This window comes from Saccharopolyspora sp. 6V (genome assembly GCF_020176785.1).
Taxonomy (GTDB): domain Bacteria; phylum Actinomycetota; class Actinomycetes; order Mycobacteriales; family Pseudonocardiaceae; genus Saccharopolyspora_C; species Saccharopolyspora_C gregorii.
In genome coordinates this window covers 38,593-55,170 of sequence record NZ_JAIUKB010000040.1, presented here as the reverse complement: position 1 = coordinate 55,170, position 16,578 = coordinate 38,593, and the positions used below count along the sequence as shown (strand labels likewise).

Here is a 16,578-nt window from a genome sequence, read left to right as displayed (position 1 = left end):
CTCCACCCCACCTGCGTCGACCGGACGGAGCTCAGTCTCACCAGCACCCGCCCGGGAATTCCCCAGTCCTGGAAGGGCGAACGGCCACCGTCCGCCCGGAGGGCGTCACCAGCTGGACGCGGAGAGCACCTCGGCGTAGTCGCGCTCGCGGGAGGCCTGCCGCAGGTCGGCCTCGACCATCATCGTCATCAGCTCGGTGAAGTCGACGCTCGGTTCCCAGTCCAGTTCCCGGCGCGCCCGCCCGGAATCGGCGCACAGCGTCTCGACCTCGGCGGGGCGCACCAGCGTCGGATCGATCTCGACGTGGTCCTCCCAGTGCAGTCCCGCCGCGTCGAACGCGATGCGCACCGCGTCCCGCACCGAGTGCATCCGACCGGTACCGACCACGTAGTCGGAGGGCTCGTCCTGCTGGAGCATCAGGTGCATCGCGCGCACGTAGTCCCCGGCGAAACCCCAGTCCCGCACCGCGTCCAGGTTGCCGAGGTAGAGCTTGTCCTGCAGGCCGAGTTTGATCTGCGCGACGGCCAGCGAGATCTTGCGGGTGACGAATTCCGCGCCGCGGCGCGGGGATTCGTGGTTGAACAGGATGCCGGACACGCCCCACACGCCGTAGGACTCGCGGTAGTTCTGCGTGATGTAGTGCCCATAGGTCTTGGCGACGCCGTACGGGCTGCGCGGGTGGAAGGTGGTGCGCTCGCTCTGCGGCGTCTCGGCGACCTTGCCGAACATCTCGGAGGACGACGCCTGGTAGAACCGGATGCGTTCCCCGCCGGAACCGCCGGAACCGTGCAGGCCGCTGACGATGCGGATCGCCTCCAGCATCCGCAGCACGCCCATCCCGTTCACCTCGGTGACGAGTTCCGCCTGCTGCCAGGACATCGGCACGAACGAGATGGCGCCCAGGTTGTAGACCTCGTGCGGTTGCACCAGGTCCACCGCCGAGACCAGACTGCCCTGGTCCATCAGATCACCGTCCACGAAGGACAGATCGGTGGCCAGCCTGCTCAGCCGGGACTTGCGCGGGTTCGCCTGCCCCCGGATCAGGCCCCACACCTGGTACCCCTGCGCGAGCAGGTGCTCGGCCAGGTAGGAACCGTCCTGCCCGGTGATCCCGGTGATCAGCGCTCGCCTGGACATGTGCTTCCCCTTCCACCACCTGATGCCGACAGCGCCCGTGCCGACCGCGTGGGCGGCACGGGAACGCGCGCGGTGGCGCACCGGGCACCGGCAGAGGTCGGATCGGCGCCTGCCGGGAGCCCCCGGATCGGGCCGGATCCGACGCTGGCAGCCGATCGTCGGCGGTGTCAAAGGAAAGCGGCACACCCTAGGGATTCGCCGAGTTCTCGGTCGTGGCGCGGAATCCGGACTAGGGGTTCTCCGCACCGCGCGGTGCTGTACTGGCCGCGCGGGCGCCGCCCGCCGCGGAGGTCCAGCGCTCGGAGGAGGAGCCGTGACCGATCTCGACCCCGGCAAGTGGCTGCGCCGCTACCACCCCGCACCGGCCGCACCGGTCCGGCTGGCGTGCTTCCCGCACGCGGGCGGCTCGGCCAGCTTCTACCGGCCGGTCTCGGCCGCCCACTCCCCCGGCGCCGACGTCGTCGTGCTGCAGTACCCGGGCAGGCAGGACCGGCACCGCGAACCGCTGCTCGGCGGCATCGACGAGTACGCGGAGGCGATCACGGCGGTGCTGGCGGCGGAACCGGAGCTGCCGACGGTGTTCTTCGGGCACAGCATGGGCGCGCTGCTCGGCTTCGAGGTGGCGCACCGGCTGGAGCGCGGCGCGGGCCGGCCGCCGCGGTCGCTGGTCGTCTCGGGGCGCCGCGCCCCGGGCACGGTGCGGGACGAGCGGGTGCACCTGCTCGACGACGAGGGCCTGCTGGCGGACGTGCGCGCGTTGAACGGGGCGGAGTCGGCGCTGGACGACGAGGACGTGGTGCGCATGTCGCTGCCCGCGATCCGCAACGACTACCGCGCGGTGGAGACCTACCCGCCGCGGCCGGACCGGGTGGTGTCCTGCCCGATCTCGGTGCTCATCGGCGACGACGACCCGAAGTCCACGGTAGACGAATCGTTGCGCTGGAAGGAGCACACCTCCGGCGCGTTCCGGCTGCGCGGCTTCCGCGGCGGCCACTTCTACCTCGTCGAGCACGCAGCCCAGGTCAACGCAGAACTCGCAGCGGAACTCACCCTGCGAATCCCACCAGGCGAGTGACCCGCCCGACGTGCCCGGACGAACCCGCCACTCGCCGGACCGCAGATCCACGCTCTCACCCGCGTCCACGCCGTTGTCCTGTCAGCGGCGAAGCCGCTGAGCGGCGACCACCTGAGGCACCGGCACCGCCGCGGGTTCTCAGCGGGATTCTCGCGAGGACGGCGTCGTCGCCCGTGGCGGAGCCACCGGTGACCACGATCCCGCAGCGAGAATCCCGCTGAGGTTCCGCCACCCGCGCAAGAGGACCAGGAGGAATCAGGCCGGGTCCAGGGAGTCGGCCAGGTCGGCCAGTCCTGCTCTGCCGGTGACGCCGAGCTTGCGGTAGACCTTGGTGAGGTGCTTCTCGACGGCCCGGGAGCTCACCCCCAGCTCGGTGGCCACCTGCTGGTTGCCGAGCCCGCCCGCCACCAGCCGCGCGATGCGCAGTTCGGCGCGGGTCAGTTCCGCCTGCGCCCCACCGCCTTCGGCCGCGATCTCCTCGGCGGCGCGCAGCCGCGGGACCCCGCAGGCGGCGGCGAGCTCGTCGCCCTCGTTCAACCGGGCGGCGGCCTCCGCCCGGTCGGAGCACAGCAGCCTGCGCCCCAGCATCAGGTGCGCCTTGGCGAGTTCCACCGTGCCGGCCGGACCGCGGCCGTCGAGCGCTTCGACGGCCCGGCGCAGCAGCTCCACGCCCGGCTCCCCCTCGGTGATCGCGCCCCACACGCGCAGCGCGCGACCGACCCCGCTGGGCGCGCCCCAGGCCACCGCCCGCCGGTACTCCTCGGCGATCAGCTCGGCGGCCGGGCCGGGCCGCTGCACGCGGTGGTACAGCAGCGCCGCCCAGCCGCGCCACGGCAGCAGGCACGGGTTGGACCAGCCGAGCCGGTCCCGCTCCCGCCCGCACTCCAGCAGGTGTTCGAGCCCGCCGACGGTGTCGCGCACGCTGACGGCGAGCGCGGCGTCGCGCAGCTCCCGCACCCACGGCTGCACCGCGTGGTCCCACTCGTGGTGGCGCCCCAGCGCCCGCGCCGCGGAACCGGTGTCGGCCGAGTCGAGCACGGCGACGGACAGCACCTCGAAGCACCGCTCCACCACCGGGATCAGCCCCGGGTCGCAACGGCGCAGCGCGCTCTCCGCCAGCGCCACCGCCTCCGGGTAGCGGCAGGAGCGGACCACGGTGAACGCCCGTTCGGCGTCGACGATGAGGCGTTCCGCGGCGCGGTCGCCGCGCGCGCCGAGCGCCGCGGTCACCTCCGCCAGCCACTGCTCCGCGGCCCGCACCTCGTCGCAGGCCGCGAGGGTCCGCGCCGCCAGCGCCACCGCGCCGAACGCGGCGCCCGGCCCGTGCTCCCCGGCGACGGCCCGCTTCGCCCACGGCAGCACCGATTCGGCGTCGCCGCCGGTGAGCGTCGCCGAGTACAGCAGCACCGAGATCCGCTCCGGGTCGACGTGCTCGCCGGGGACGAGGGAGTCGAACAGCTCGCGGGTGTCGGCGCACCAGGCGGGATCGCCGAGCCGGGCGAGGCGGATGCGGGTGTCGATGGCCCGCAGCACGGCCGGATCCAGCTCCTCCCGCGCGCGGAAGTCCTCCAGTTCGGCGAGCAGCGACAGCGGTGCCACCGCCAGCAGCATCGGCGGCACGTCGGCGAGCGCCTCGGCTCGCCGCCGGTCCGAGTCGAACTTGGGCAGCGCCTGCGACAGGTGCCGCATCGAGGCGACCGGTGCCCCGGAGCGCTCCGCCTCGGCGAGGTCGGCGAGCAGCACGGACCGCTCGGTGCCCGCGGTGGGGCAGGCCAGCAGCGCGCGGCGCAGGCAGCGGATGGCGGTGGCCACGTCGCCGCGGTCCAGGGCCCGCCGGCCCGCGGCGTGCAGCACCCCGGTGGTCCACTCGCCCTGGGTCGCGTCCGAGGCCAGCAGGTGTTCGGCGACCGCTTCGGCGGGCCGGTCGGCCCGCTGCAGCAGCCGCGCCGCTCTGCGGTGCCACTCGGCGAGTTCCGGTGGTTCCAGGGTGTTCTCCACGACCTCGCGGATCACCGGGTGCGCGAAGCGGGGCCGCGCCGGTTCGACGAGGACGCCGAGCGCGGCGAGGGCGGCGAGCGCCGCGGCGCACTCGGCGGGGGCCAGCCCGGCCAGGTCGGCGAGCTGGTCCGGCTCGGCACAGTCGAGCAGCGCCACCGCTCGGGCGGCGGCCAGCACCGGTTCCGGCTGCGGGCGCAGCACCGCGCCGGCCCGCTCGGCCACCACGGAGGGCCGCAACGACCACACGGCGTCCACATCGGACTCCTGCGGGCGCCTGCCGCTGTCGCGCAGGCCGTGCGCGATCGCGTTGAGCAGGAACGGCCTGCCGTGCGACGCCCGGTGGCAGGCGGCGGTGAACCGCTCGTCGCCGGGCACGCCGAACACGTCCCGCACCACGGCGGCCACCCCGCCGGGGCTCAGCGGCCGGAGTTCACCGCGCCGCGCGGCGCGGCCCAGCAACCGCTGGAATGTCTCCGGATCGGCGGCCTGCTCCCCGTCCCGGTGCGCGACGACCACCAGCACCGCGGAATCCGCGACGGCGGCGCACAACCGGTCCAGCCAGCGCAGCGATTCCACGTCCGCGCGCTGCAGGTCGTCCACCACCAGCAGCACCGGGTCGGGCGAGGCGAGCAGCCCGCCGCGCATCGTGCCGAAGTCCGGCCCGGTCTCGGAATCGGTGGCGCAGCAGGAGAACTGGCTCAGCACGCCGAACGGGATGTCGCGCTCCGCGGTGGTCGCCAGCGCCCGCAGCACCCGGGCGCCCCGGTCCCGGGCGGGGGGCGCCCCCCCCCCCCCCCCCCCCCCCCCCCCGGGGGGGCCCGGGGGGGGGGGCCCCCCCCGCGCCGCCCCCCCCCCCCCACCCCCCCCCCCCCCCCCCCGCCCCCGCCCCCCCCCCGCCGGCGGGGGGGCCGGGGGCGGGGGGGGCCCCCCCCCCCCCCCCCCCCCCGGCGCCCGCGGGCGGGGGGGGGGCCCCCCGCCCCCGCCAGCACCGCGGAGCGGCCGATGCCGAAGGGTCCGGAGAACGCCAGCAGGGCACCGCCGCCCTCGCTCGCCCGGTCCAGCGCGGCGCTCAGCAGCTCGGTCTCGTTCTCCCGTTCCCGCAGCACCACGCGGCACTCCTCCGTTGCGCCCCGGGGCCCGCCGCACGTCGCGAGGCGGGTTCCGGCACCGTCACTGCTCGATGGTCACCTTGATCGCGTCGCCCGTGCTGACCGTGCGGATCGCTTCCAGCACCCCGTCCAGCGGCAACCGGTGGGTGATCAGGTCGTGCACCGGGACGTCACCGGAGGCGATCAGCCGCAGCGCCCGCCGGTTGTGCTCCGGGGTGGAGCCGTTGGCACCGACGATGGTCAACTCACGGTAGTGCACCGCGTTCGAATCGCAGTCGATGATCGGCGAATCCTTGGGCAAACCGCCGAAAAAACTGATCCGGCCGCCGCGCGCGGCCATCCGCAGCGCCTGCTCCTGCGCTTCGCCGGAAGCGGCCGCGGTGATCACCACGTCGGCGCCGACACCGCCGGTGCGGCGCAGCACCTCCGCGACCGGATCGGTGGCGGAGGCGAGGATCGCGGCATCCGGGCCCACCAGCTCGGCCGCCTGCTCCAGCCGGGCGGCGTTGAGCTCCACCAGGTACACCGCGGCCGCGCCGCGGGCCCGCGCCAGCCGGGTGTGCAGGCAGCCGATCGGGCCGGAGCCGACGACCACGACCACGTCCCCCGGGCCGACCCGGGCGAGCTCCTGGCCGTTGAGGACGCAGGCGAGCGGTTCGGCGACCGACGCGGCCGCGAAGTCGACCCCGCCGGGCAGCAGGTTCACCCCGTCCACCCGCAGCACCTGCTCGGGGACGGTGAGGAATTCGGCGAAACCGCCGTCGAAGTGGTAGCCCATCGAGCGCTGGTTCGGGCACACCGTCTGCCTGCCGCGCTCGCAGTAGCCGCACTCGCCGCAGGGAATCGCCGCGATCACCTGCACCCGGTCGCCCTCGGCGAAACCACTGGCGCCGTCGCCGATGCCGACCACCTCCCCGGCGATCTCGTGGCCGATGACCCGTGGCGGGTCGATGTGGTGGTGCCCGTGCCGCATGATCTTCAGATCGGTTCCGCAGGTGGAGCAGTTGCGGACCCGCAGCTTCAGTTCGCCCGGGCCGGGTTCCGGTTCCGGGGCCTGCTCGATGCGGATGTCACCCGGGGCGTAGAAACGTGCGACCTTCACCTGTCCTCCTCAACGGACCGCAACAGCCGGTCGACCGTCGCCTCGTCCGGTGCTTCGCGCAGCTCACGCGCCCGCACCGGATCCATCAGGACCGTGGCCAGGGCCGACAGCACGCCCAAGTGCTGCGCGCCCGCCGCGTCCGGCGAACCGTCGGCGCGCCGGGCTCCCGCGGCGATCGCCACGCACAGGCTCACCTCGCCGCCGTCGCTCCACCGCACCCCGCCGGGGAACTGCACCACCACCAGGGCGCTGCGCCGCACGACGCGGCGCGATTCGGTGGTGCCGTGCGGGATCGCGACGCCCTCGCCGAGGTGGGTCGTCAGCGACCGCTCCCGCTCGTGCATCGCGGCGACGTAGGGTTCCTCGACCGCGCCGGTCTCCACCAGCAGGCGGCCGCACTGGTCGATGGCGTCCGCGAATCCCGCGGCGGGGGGGGCGAGCCGCACCGCCAGCGGCCGGGGCGGGCCCGCCTCAACCACCAAGGGGTTCACCTTCCCGGACGGCCTGCTCGACCTCGTCGAACACCGGGTCGCCGAGGAAGCTGCGGAACCCGAGGATCACCGCCGAACCGGTGTCCTCCCGCCGCGCCCGCTCCAGCAGCGTTTCCTGGCACAGCACCAGATCCGCGTCCGGCGGGATCTCGGTGACCGAGGCGTGCGAGACCTTCACGTCGTACGGCTTGAGCCTGCCCGCCAGCTGGGCGGCGACCATGGCGCTGCTGCCCATGCCCGCGTCGCAGGCGATGACGACCTTGCGCACCGCCGACCCGTTGATCGTGCCCATCGAGCGCTCCTCTCCTGCCTGCCGCGCGCTCTCGACCTCGCTCGGCGGCACCGGTTCCTCCCGCAGTTCGTCGTGCGATCCGAGCACCCGGCGCTGGGCGAAGCCGATCGCGCGCCACCAGCGGGAGGCCGCCGACCCGCGGCTCATCGGACCGCTCCACCGGTCTCGACCTCGTCGGGTCGTCGCCACAGCTTCAGCACCAGCGAGGCGACCACGAACGCCACCACCGCCGACGCGGCGATCCCGGCGATCACGCCGACGTAGCCGCCCTTCGGGGTCACCGCCAGCAGCGCGACCACGCTGCCCGGCGACGGCGTGGCGACCAGGCCCGCACCGGTGATGCTGAAGACGAACAGCCCCGCCGCGCTGCCGGAGATCGTCGCCAGCAGCAGCCGCGGCGCGGCCAGCACGTACGGGAAGTAGATCTCGTGGATGCCGCCGAGGAACTGGATGACCAGCGCGCCGGGCGCGGTCGCGCGCATCGCGGGCGGCCCGAACACGGTGATCGCCAGCAGCACCCCGAAGCCCGGTCCCGGGTTCGGCTCGACCAGGAACTCGATGGCCTTGCCGTGGTCCAGCGACTCGGACACGCCCAGCGGCCCGAGCACGCCGTGGTTGACGGCGTTGTTGAGGAACAGCACCTTCGCCGGTTCCACGATGATCGCCACCAGCGGCAGCAGGTGCAGGTCCAGCAGCGCCTGCACGCCGTGGCCGAGCGCGATGGTCACGCTCTCGATGGCGGGACCGATCGCCAGCAGCCCGGCGATGGCGAAGAGCCCGCCGATGATCCCGGCCGCGAAGTTGTCCACCAGCATCTTGAACGCCGGAGGCACCCGTTTGCCCACCGAGCGGTCGAACCATCTCAGCACCCAGCCCGCGAGCGGGCCGACGATCATCGCGCCCAGGAACATCGGGATCTCGGCCCCGATCGCGATGCCGATGGTGGCGACCGCGCCGACGACCGCGCCGCGCTGCCCGTGCACCTGCCTGCCGCCGGTGTACCCGATCAGCACCGGCAGCAGCAGCGTGATCATCGGTTCTTTCAGCTGCGCCAGCTGGGCGTTGGGCCACCAGCCCTCCGGGATGAACAGCGCGCTGATCAGGCCCCAGGCGATGAACGCGCCGATGTTGGGCATGACCATGCCGGCCAGCTGCCCGCCGAACCGCTGCACCACGACGCGGGCGCGCTGCGCCTGTGCTCGAGAACTCGATTCCTCCGTGGCCGTCCCTGACATGGTTGTCACTCCGTACCTCGCCGACGCCGTTGTCCCTCTGCCTCGCCGACCGCCTCCCCGCGTCAGGGGTCCCGGTGCAGCCGCCGGTCCCAGGGCACCCGGGACTCGACGCGCACCAGGTCCGGGCGCAGGTCGTGCGGTTGTGGCATGGCGCTACCCGGCAGCGAGGCCGCTGCCGCGCCCCAGGCCACCGCGGTGACCAGGGCGGGCAGACCTCCGCAGCCTTCGGAAAGATATCCGGCGAGTAAAGCGTCCCCCGCGCCGACAGCGTTCTGCGCGGTCACCGGCGCCTCGGCGTAACCGCAGCCATCGTGCCCGCGCAGCAGGGCTCCATCAGCCCCGAGGCTGGCCAGCACGGTGTCCGCCCCGAGTTCGAGGATCTCGTCGGCGGCATCGACGACGCCACCGATCGTTGTAATCGAGTGACCTACCGTCTCCTCCAGTTCCCGGAGATTGGGCTTCACCAACGCCGGCCGGGCCTGCACGGCCTCGTGCAGCGCGGGCCCGCTCGTGTCCACCACCACCGGGACGCCCAGCGAGCCGATCATCCGGATCAGCCCCGCGTAGTAGGCGCTGCTCACCCCCGGCGGCAGGCTGCCCGCGATCACCACCCAGTTCGCGCCGTCCGCGCTGCGCAGCACCGCCTCGCACAGGGCACGGGCGTCGCCCGCGTCCAGCAGCGCCCCTGGCTCGTTGAACTTGGTGACGGTCGCGTCGGGTTCGACGACGCTCATGTTGATGCGGACCGGGCCCACCGCGGGCACCCGCAGCACGTCGATGCTCAAGCCGGCCAGCAACGCCACGAGCTGCTGGCCCTCGATGCCGCCCGCCGCCACGACCGCGCGGACGTCGACGCCGTGCTGGGCGAGAGCGCGGGCCACGTTGATGCCCTTGCCGCCCGGGTCGACGCGGATCGAGGAGGCGCGGTTCAGGCCGCCGCGCACCAGTTTGCGCACCTGCACGGTGCGGTCGAGGCTGGGGTTCGCCGTGACGGTGACGATCACGCGCACAGCCCTCCCCTGGTCCAGGCGGTCGCCGGGTCGGCGGCTCCGCGCGGAGCCCGGCACCGGAGAAAAATCGATCTTGCACGGGGGTCGCCCCGGTGGCAACCATCGCACGGTGAGTTCAAGGTTTTCCCGGAAGATCTCCGCTATGCGGGCCGATCGACGGGAACGAGCTCGGACCACCACCGGGCCGGCACCCCGGCGGAGGGCCGCCGCTCACTTCACGTACTCGGGCAGCACCCGCGGCGGCCACTGGCCGACGCCGAGGATTCCCATCGAGTAGCCCTTCGAGACCAGCGCCGGGCGGTTGGTGACCTTGAGCTTCCGCAGCAGCGTCGTCACGTGGTACTCGACGCCGCCCCGGCTGAGGTAGAGCTTCGCGGCCAGCTGCACGGTGGACTCCCCGGCCGCGACGCCCTCCAGGATCCGGGCGTCGACCTCGCTGAGCAGCTTCTCCTTGCCGCCGACCATCGCGGCCCGCTGCCCCTCGTCCGGCTGCAGCACGACCATGACGCCCTCCACGCGGCCGGAGCGGCCGGGCACCGCGATGCCGGTCAGCTCCCCGCCGAACAGCGCTTCCTTCGCGCCGACGGCGACCGCGTGCTCCACGAACCGCGGGTTGCGGCCCTCGGTGAGGCGGGCGAACTGGTATTGGAACTTCCCGCGCACGCTGGGGTGCAGGAAGTCGTAGAAGCTGCGCCCCCGCACGTCGGCGGCACCGCGCCCGAACTGCTTGAAGAAGTACTTGTTCGCCTCCAGCACGCGCATGCTCGAATCGAGGTTCGCCATGCACATCCCGGACTGCTCGAACAACGATCTGTAAATGTCCCGATAATCTTCACCGGATTCTTCGGACGCCCCGGCAGGCGTGGGTCGCGCTCGCATCGTGCCGCTGGATGTCATCAGAATTCGACCATTCCTCTCTGGCTCGCGAGAAACGCAGATCCGGCATCGGTTGGAGGCATTACCGGAATTCAACGACACCACAAGGCTATGGATTCAAAACCAACCAAGTCAACAGCGGGCCAGCGCCGTCCTTAAGCCTGCGGTCAAGCCGCCCGCTGGTTCGGTTCGGTTCGGCCCGATTCGGTTCGGTGCCGATCCACCAGGGATTTCACGACAGGACGACCGCACCGAACCACATCGCGGGGGTGGGTTCGGGTACGGCTCAGGCCCCCACCCGCCACCACAGGGACGGGCACGAACCAACATCACGTGAATCCCCCACCACATTCCGCCCTGCCGCAGGTAGCGGTCCGCGACCAAGCGTGACCGTCGTGATCACCCTGCGCGAACGCGGCGCAGCGCCGAATCGCGTTCAGCCGCCCGCCCCGCGCGGAAGAAGTGAATTCGCGAGATCCGCCCTGCCGTCGATCCCCAATTTTCGGTAGGCCGCGGTGAGGTGCTTCTCGACCGCTCGCCTGCTCACCCGGAGCTCGTCGGCGATCTCCTGGTTGGTGCGGCCCAGCGCCGCCGATTCCGCGACCGCTTCTTCCGCCCGGGTCAACACCGCGGCCGGTTCCGACGGGCCGTTCCCGCGCCCGCCTCCGGGCCCCGGGGCGCCGGTCGCGTGCGGCGGTGCGCCGCTGCGGGCCGCGACCTGGGCGCTCTCGGCCAGCACCAGCTCGGCCTCCGCCGGAGCCCGGTCCCGCAGCGCCTCGCCGAGCGCGGCCAGCGCGCCCGCCAGCTCCAGCCGGTCCGCCGCGGGCCGCAGCACCTGCACCGCTTCCCGCAGCAGCTCCACCCGGCGACCGCCCCCGGTGACCACCGCGCGCACCCGCAGCGCCCGGCCCAGCGGCGTCGGGGCGCCCCAGTCGCGGGCGCGCTGGTACTCCTCCTCCGCGAGCTCCACCGCCGCCCGGACGTCGCCGAGCCGATGCCGCAGCAGCGCCGCGGTGGGCCGCCACGAGCAGGCCGCCGGGCCGAACCAGCCGGCCTGCTCCAGGCGCCTGCCGCAGTCCAGCAGGTGCGTCAGCGCCGTCACCGGATCGCCGTCCTGCATCGCGAGGTTGCTCTGCACCAACCGCCGCAGCGCCACCACCTGCAGGTCGTCCGGCGAATGCGGCAGCAGCAGCACCCGCTCGGCCAGTTCCCGGTCCCGCAGCCTGCGGGCCACCGCACCCATCGCGAACACCGGCGCGGCCATCGACTCCGGCGTGTCCGGCTCGACCAGGTCCAGGGCGGCCGTCGCGCTGCGCCGGGCCTGCACGAGCTGACCGGAGTCCAGGTGCACGAGGCTGTGCTGCGCGGCGACCAGCGCCTCCGCCGCGGTGGCGCCCTGCCTGCGCGCGTGGTCGGCCGCCAGCGCCAGCCACGAGTCCAGGCCTTCCGGGGCGCCGGCCGCCAGCAGGATCGGCGGCAGGTAGCGCAGCACCGAGTGCGTCTCCGAGGTGACGTTCGCCGGTTCCTGGGCCAGCAGCTCCCGCGCCATCGACGCGACCTCCGCCGCCCGCGGCGTGCCGGTCAGCGCCATCGAGGCCAGCAGCACCACGCGCAGTTCCCGCTCGGCGGGGCCGGGCGCGCACTGGCGGGCGTCGAGCTCGGCCATCCGCCCCGGGACCGCCGCGTGCGCCGCCGGGTCCTCCAGCGCCAGGTAGCGGGTCCGCGCCTCCAGCCGCAGCGCCAGCTCCCGGTCCGTGCCCTCCAGCTGGTCGGCGGGACCGTGCTCGGCCGCCACCTCGCGGATCAGCTCGGCCACCCGCGGGTCCGCGCCGGTCACGGTCAGCGGCAACCGCCCCAGCACGCGGGCGCGGTCGCGCGCCTCGCGCAGCTGCGGCACCGACTGGCCGATGTGGCGCACCGCGGCGGGCAGGTCGAACGCCAGCTCCACCGAGCCGAGCTCGGCGAGCAACCGCACCCGGCCCATCCCGCCGGATTCCAGGTCCAGCAGGGCGCGCCGCAGGTAGCGGGCCGCGAGCTCCGGGGACCGCGGCAGCACGGCGTGGGCCGCTTCCCGCAACCGCTGCACGCCCCAGCTGGACAGCGTCGAGTTCACCAGCAGCAACTGGTCGCCCACCGGTTCCGGGGGATAGCCGTGGCCGTGCAGCAGGGCCGCCGCCCGCAGGTGCAGCCGGGTGCTGTCGTGCTCGGCGGTGGATTCCTCGACCGCGGCGATCACGTCGTCCACCAGCAGCTCCACGGCCAGCTCGCCGCGTTGACCGGGCACCGCCACCTCGATCCGGCCCGGGTGGACCCGGAACCACGGTTCCAGCGACCGCAGCGCCCGCTCGTAGCGGCTCGGCGTCAGCCCGGACAGCCGCTGCACCAGCGTGGGGTCCGCGTGCTCGCCGAGGACGACGACGGCGCGGGCGACGTCGGCGGCGAACTCCTCGCCGGACAGGGCCCGCACCAGCCGCCGCCTGCGATCACCCTCGGCGAGCGCGCGCAGCATCGGCAGCGACGCGGGCACCGGGCGCAGCCCCTGCTCGGCGGCCTGGTCCAGCAGGCTCACCAGGTCGCCCGGGTGCCCGCCGGTCAGCTCGTGGCACACCGCGGCGAACCCGTCCGGGTCGGCGTCCGGGCCCGGCTCGGCGCACAACCGGTCGCGGACGAGTTCCGCGGTCGCGGCCACCGACAACCGGCCGGGCCGCACCCGGTGCGCGGCGGCTGCGGTGATCTCGCGGACCAGCGCGCCCCGATCCCGGCCCGAATCCGGGTCCAGCACCACCGCGACCAGCACCCGCATCCCCCGCAACCGGCCGACGAGGTAGGCCAGGCAGCGCAACGAGGCCTCGTCGGCCCACCGGAGGTCGTCCACGGCCAGCACCAGCGGGCACCGCGCGCTCGCCCCGACCAGCAGGGCGTGCAGCGCGTGCAGCACGCCGACCGGAACCGCGCCCGGGTCCTCGACGCGCGCCTCGTCGGCGGGTGGCAGCGCCTCGGCGAGCGACCGTCCCTGGGCCGGGGCGGTGACGTCGTGCAGCAGCCGCCGCACGAGCCCGAACCGGAACGAGCGCTCGCTGGCCGCGCCGCCCGCGCCGAGCACCCGGGCCCCGCTCGCGGTGGCGAGCTCGCGCAACCTGCTCAGCAGCGCGCTGCGGCCGCTGCCGGGCATCCCGCTGATGAGCACGAGCGAACCGGTCCCGCGGCCCACCTGGCGGACGGCGGACTCCAGCACGGCGAGCTCCCACTCGCGTTCGACCAGCATCCGGCGTGCCTCACTCGGCCAGGTCTGGGGGGAGCTGCGCGCGGCCTTCGATGCCGAGCTTGCGGTAGGACTTGGTCAGCCGGAGCTCGACGGTCCGCACCGTCACGCCCAGTTCCTGCGCGATGTCCTTGTTGGACAGACCCCGCGCGGCGAGGCTCGCGGCCCGGCGCTCGGGCACCGACAGCGCGGCGCGCAGCGCCGCCCCCATCCGCGGGATACCCGCGGTTCCCGGGCCGGCCGGGCCCGAACCGGCCAGCGCCAGGGCGGACAACGCCTTGCGGTGCACCGGTTCCAGCAGCCCCGGCATGCCCCAGCGCTCGGCCAGCTCCAGTTCCTCCCCGATGAGCCGGGTCGCCGCGCGGGCCGCGCCGAGGCGGCCCTGCGCGATCGCGGCGGGCATCCGCCAGGACAGCACCGCCGGGTTCAGCCACTCCTTGGCGCGCAGCATCCGGCCGCACTCCTGGAAGTAGCCGAGCGCGGTCGCCGGATCTCCCGTCGCGAGGCGCAATTCGCCGCGGGCGTGCAGCAGGTAGGCGAAGCCCATGCCGCGCTCCGCACCCAGCGGCAGCTCCGCGGCGGCCACCCGCTCGGCGCCGGCTACGTCCTCCAGCCGCAGCAGCGCACCGATCCGCGCGGCCAGGTAGTGCGGCAGCAGCGCCGGGTGCCAGCAGTGCAACGGCAGCTGCCGCACGGCCGCGGCCAGGTCGGCGCCCGCCGCCGGGCAGCGGTCGTCCTTGGCGGCGAGCACGGCCCGCTGCACCAGCGCGTACGCGGCGGCGGCACGCGCCCCGCGGCGGCCCGCGTCGAAGATCACAGCGGTGAGCCCGGCCGCGGCCTCGGCCGCGTCGTCCCGGCAGGCCAGCGCGTGGCAGGCCGCGATCCGGGTGGCCAGCGGCAGTTCGGGGCCGCGGTCGGCGAGCGCCTCCCGCGCGAGGGTGCGCACCAGGTCGGGGCGGCGGCCGAGCCGGGCGCAGCGCCACGCCAGCAGACCCGCCTGCGCCGGGTCGGCGGCTTCCTCCGGCACCGGCGGCAGCCGGACGGCGAGCGGTTCCGGGGCGGGCGCGCACAGTTCGTCGGCCAGCAGGCCGAGCGCGTCCAGCGCGGGACTGCGCACCCGGGCGCAGACGGTCGCGAGCTCGCGGCGCGCGGTCTCCGAGTCCCCGCGGGCGACGAGCAGGTCCGCGGCCTGGACGAGCAGCGCCGTGTCGCCGGCGCCGACCGCGTCGGTGAGCACCTGGCGCAACCGCCCGTCGCTGGCGGCGGGGGCGTGCGCCACTTCGATCGCGGCGAGCCGGGTCAGCAGCCGCTGCCTGCAGTCGCCGGGCACGGGTTCGCGCAGGGCGCGGCGCAGCAGTTCGGTGGCGCGCTCGTGCCTGCCCTCCTGGCGGTGCCGCTCGGCGGCTTCGACGAGCGTCTCCACCGCCCAGCGGCGGCGCATCTGCGGTGCGTTGAGCAGCATGTCGGCCAGCGCGCAGGGTTCGACGGCGGCGCGGTGGCCGATCTCGGCGGCGCGGCCGTGCAGCTCCTCCCGCTCGGCCGGTTCCATCTCGGCCAGCACACCGGTCGCCACGGCGGGGCTGGACGCGCGCGGCACGCCGTCCTCGGTGGACTCGCAGATGAGCCCGAGGTGCCGCAGCGAGGTGCGGGCCCGGGCCGCGGCGTGGCCGTGCAGGCCGGCGAGCGCGCAGGCCAGCTCGAAGTCGAACTCCCCACCGCAGAAGGTGATCGCGCGCAGCAGCTCCACGTGGTCGGCGGGCAGTCCGCGCAGCGTGCGGCCCACCAGGTGCGCGACGGCTTCGGCGGCGTGCACCCGCAGCCGGGGGACGTGGCGGGATTCGAAGCCGAGTCCCGCGCGGTGGAACTCCTCCAGCACGAGCCGCAGCACCGCCGGGTTGCCCTCGGTCTCGGTCGTGGTGGCGGCGGCGAAGTCCCGGTCGGCGGGGCCGTACCGGGACAGCAGTTCGGCGACGTCCGGGACGGTGAGCGGGCCGAGCCGGACTCGTCGCGGCGGCACCGGCACCGTCTCGTCCCAGCGGGCGCCGCCGTCGGTCTCGGGGGCGGTGTCGCGCACCGTCCGCACCATGAGGACCGGCGCCCGGTCCAGGTGCCGCAGCATGGCGTGGCACCAGGCCAGCGACCAGGGGTCGATCCACTGGTGGTCGTCCACGGCGAGCAGCAGCGGCCGCCGCGCCGCCACGTCCAGGATCTGCTTGCGCAGGAACGGGATCGGTGCGTTGGTGGCGGCGCCCTCGGCCCACGCGGAGCTGATCCGGGTGAGCTGCTCGGGCGGGCAGAGCAGGGCGATCTGCTGGGCGGCGGTGCTGTAGGGGACGTCGGTCTCCAGCGGTGAGCTCTGCGCGGCGGCCGTGTTGAGCCCGGCGGCGCGCGCGTCGGCGAGCATCGCTTCCAGCAGGGCGCTGCGGCCGGAACCGGGGGCGCCGTTGATGGTGAGCAGACCGGAGCGGCCGCGGGCGAGGTCGGCGACGAGTCCGCCGACCACCCGCAACTCGTCGTCGCGCCCGACCAGCTCGTGCTGTCGCGGCGCCGCGGAACTTCGGCCGGGGGCGTCGTGGACCGCGACCATCAGCACGCTCCGAATGGTGCGAGCGCACCGTTCACCGGGTCCGGGATGGGAATCCGGCGAACATGAAAAGTATTCGGACCAAAGCGCAGGTGCCGGTCGACCCGTTCGCCATCACGCACCGTCATCATCACTAGCGTCGAAGCCCCTTTCCGAATCCGCGCAGGTCTGCGGCGCAGTGCCGCGTTCACCGCAACAGGAAGGAGATCGCTCATACCAACCTCCCTTAACTCGAAAAGATGAAGCTAGGGCCGGAACGACACTGAGCGTATCACCCAAAGGTGTGAGCAACCTCATTCTCTCGCAAACAAAGCAAAACAATTCCACACGAGACGACATGATCGGGCCGATCGTGTCGGGAACGATCGATTCAGGGAAAGAGCCCTGCCCGCGCCCCCCGCGGAGCG

General features: G+C 74.2%; 12 protein-coding genes. 1 reads left to right on the top strand and 11 read right to left on the bottom strand.

Translation table 11 applies throughout. The features are described 5' to 3' along the window. Positions 1-105: 105 nt before the first annotated feature. Positions 106-1,137, bottom strand: a complete 1,032-nt coding sequence (locus LCD35_RS09510) for a GDP-mannose 4,6-dehydratase (protein ID WP_224959386.1) — start codon at positions 1,135-1,137, stop codon at positions 106-108. Between the two features lie 313 nt (positions 1,138-1,450). Between LCD35_RS09510 and LCD35_RS09505 the strand changes: the two genes are divergently transcribed. Continuing rightward, the gene (locus tag LCD35_RS09505) at positions 1,451-2,212 is read left to right on the top strand and encodes a thioesterase II family protein (RefSeq protein WP_224959385.1); all 762 of its coding nucleotides are present in this window, start codon (positions 1,451-1,453) and stop codon (positions 2,210-2,212) included. 255 nt (positions 2,213-2,467) lie between these two features. Here the strand turns inward: LCD35_RS09505 and LCD35_RS09500 are convergent, their stop codons facing one another. The 10 genes from LCD35_RS09500 to LCD35_RS09455 all read right to left on the bottom strand — a co-directional run bounded on the left by LCD35_RS09500 (position 2,468) and on the right by LCD35_RS09455 (position 16,386). Continuing rightward, positions 2,468-4,963: a LuxR C-terminal-related transcriptional regulator gene (locus LCD35_RS09500; RefSeq protein ID WP_225044046.1), complete on the bottom strand. Its 2,496-nt coding sequence runs from the start codon at positions 4,961-4,963 to the stop codon at positions 2,468-2,470. 417 nt (positions 4,964-5,380) lie between these two features. Next, positions 5,381-6,421: an alcohol dehydrogenase catalytic domain-containing protein gene (locus LCD35_RS09495; RefSeq protein ID WP_224959382.1), complete on the bottom strand. Its 1,041-nt coding sequence runs from the start codon at positions 6,419-6,421 to the stop codon at positions 5,381-5,383. Further along, positions 6,418-6,900 (bottom strand): PTS sugar transporter subunit IIA, encoded by a 483-nt coding sequence (locus LCD35_RS09490; RefSeq protein ID WP_225044045.1) that lies wholly within the window; start codon positions 6,898-6,900, stop codon positions 6,418-6,420. Before LCD35_RS09490 ends, LCD35_RS09495 begins: the two co-directional genes overlap by 4 nt. After that, positions 6,893-7,351, bottom strand: coding sequence for a hypothetical protein (locus LCD35_RS09485; protein ID WP_224963160.1), 459 nt, complete (start codon positions 7,349-7,351; stop codon positions 6,893-6,895). The genes LCD35_RS09490 and LCD35_RS09485 overlap by 8 nt, the downstream gene beginning before the upstream one ends. Beyond that, positions 7,348-8,439, bottom strand: coding sequence for a PTS mannitol transporter subunit IICB (locus LCD35_RS09480; RefSeq protein WP_224963158.1), 1,092 nt, complete (start codon positions 8,437-8,439; stop codon positions 7,348-7,350). Before LCD35_RS09480 ends, LCD35_RS09485 begins: the two co-directional genes overlap by 4 nt. 62 nt (positions 8,440-8,501) lie before the next feature. Beyond that, entirely contained in the window at positions 8,502-9,443 is a 942-nt protein-coding gene (locus LCD35_RS09475) for a 1-phosphofructokinase family hexose kinase (RefSeq protein ID WP_224963156.1), read from the bottom strand. A 216-nt stretch (positions 9,444-9,659) separates the two neighbouring features. Beyond that, positions 9,660-10,328, bottom strand: a complete 669-nt coding sequence (locus LCD35_RS09470) for a helix-turn-helix transcriptional regulator (RefSeq protein WP_224963153.1) — start codon at positions 10,326-10,328, stop codon at positions 9,660-9,662. 433 nt (positions 10,329-10,761) lie between these two features. After that, complete coding sequence (locus tag LCD35_RS09465) at positions 10,762-13,590, bottom strand: AAA family ATPase (RefSeq protein ID WP_224977752.1); 2,829 nt, start codon at positions 13,588-13,590, stop codon at positions 10,762-10,764. A gap of 10 nt (positions 13,591-13,600) precedes the next feature. Next, positions 13,601-16,174, bottom strand: coding sequence for an AAA family ATPase (locus LCD35_RS09460; RefSeq protein WP_224977754.1), 2,574 nt, complete (start codon positions 16,172-16,174; stop codon positions 13,601-13,603). Beyond that, positions 16,174-16,386, bottom strand: coding sequence for a hypothetical protein (locus tag LCD35_RS09455; RefSeq protein ID WP_224959710.1), 213 nt, complete (start codon positions 16,384-16,386; stop codon positions 16,174-16,176). The genes LCD35_RS09460 and LCD35_RS09455 overlap by 1 nt, the downstream gene beginning before the upstream one ends. Positions 16,387-16,578 lie beyond the last annotated feature (192 nt).

Excerpts from the sequence above, each read along its gene's own strand:
- LCD35_RS09465 (WP_224977752.1), bottom strand. The coding sequence starts at position 13,590 with ATGCTGGTCGAACGCGAGTGGGAGCTCGCCGTGCTGGAGTCCGCCGTC.
- LCD35_RS09470 (WP_224963153.1), bottom strand. The coding sequence starts at position 10,328 with ATGCGAGCGCGACCCACGCCTGCCGGGGCGTCCGAAGAATCCGGTGAA.
- LCD35_RS09480 (WP_224963158.1), bottom strand. The coding sequence starts at position 8,439 with ATGTCAGGGACGGCCACGGAGGAATCGAGTTCTCGAGCACAGGCGCAG.
- LCD35_RS09460 (WP_224977754.1), bottom strand. The coding sequence starts at position 16,174 with ATGGTCGCGGTCCACGACGCCCCCGGCCGAAGTTCCGCGGCGCCGCGA.
- LCD35_RS09485 (WP_224963160.1), bottom strand. The coding sequence starts at position 7,351 with ATGAGCCGCGGGTCGGCGGCCTCCCGCTGGTGGCGCGCGATCGGCTTC.
- LCD35_RS09455 (WP_224959710.1), bottom strand. The coding sequence starts at position 16,386 with ATGAGCGATCTCCTTCCTGTTGCGGTGAACGCGGCACTGCGCCGCAGA.
- LCD35_RS09510 (WP_224959386.1), bottom strand. The coding sequence starts at position 1,137 with ATGTCCAGGCGAGCGCTGATCACCGGGATCACCGGGCAGGACGGTTCC.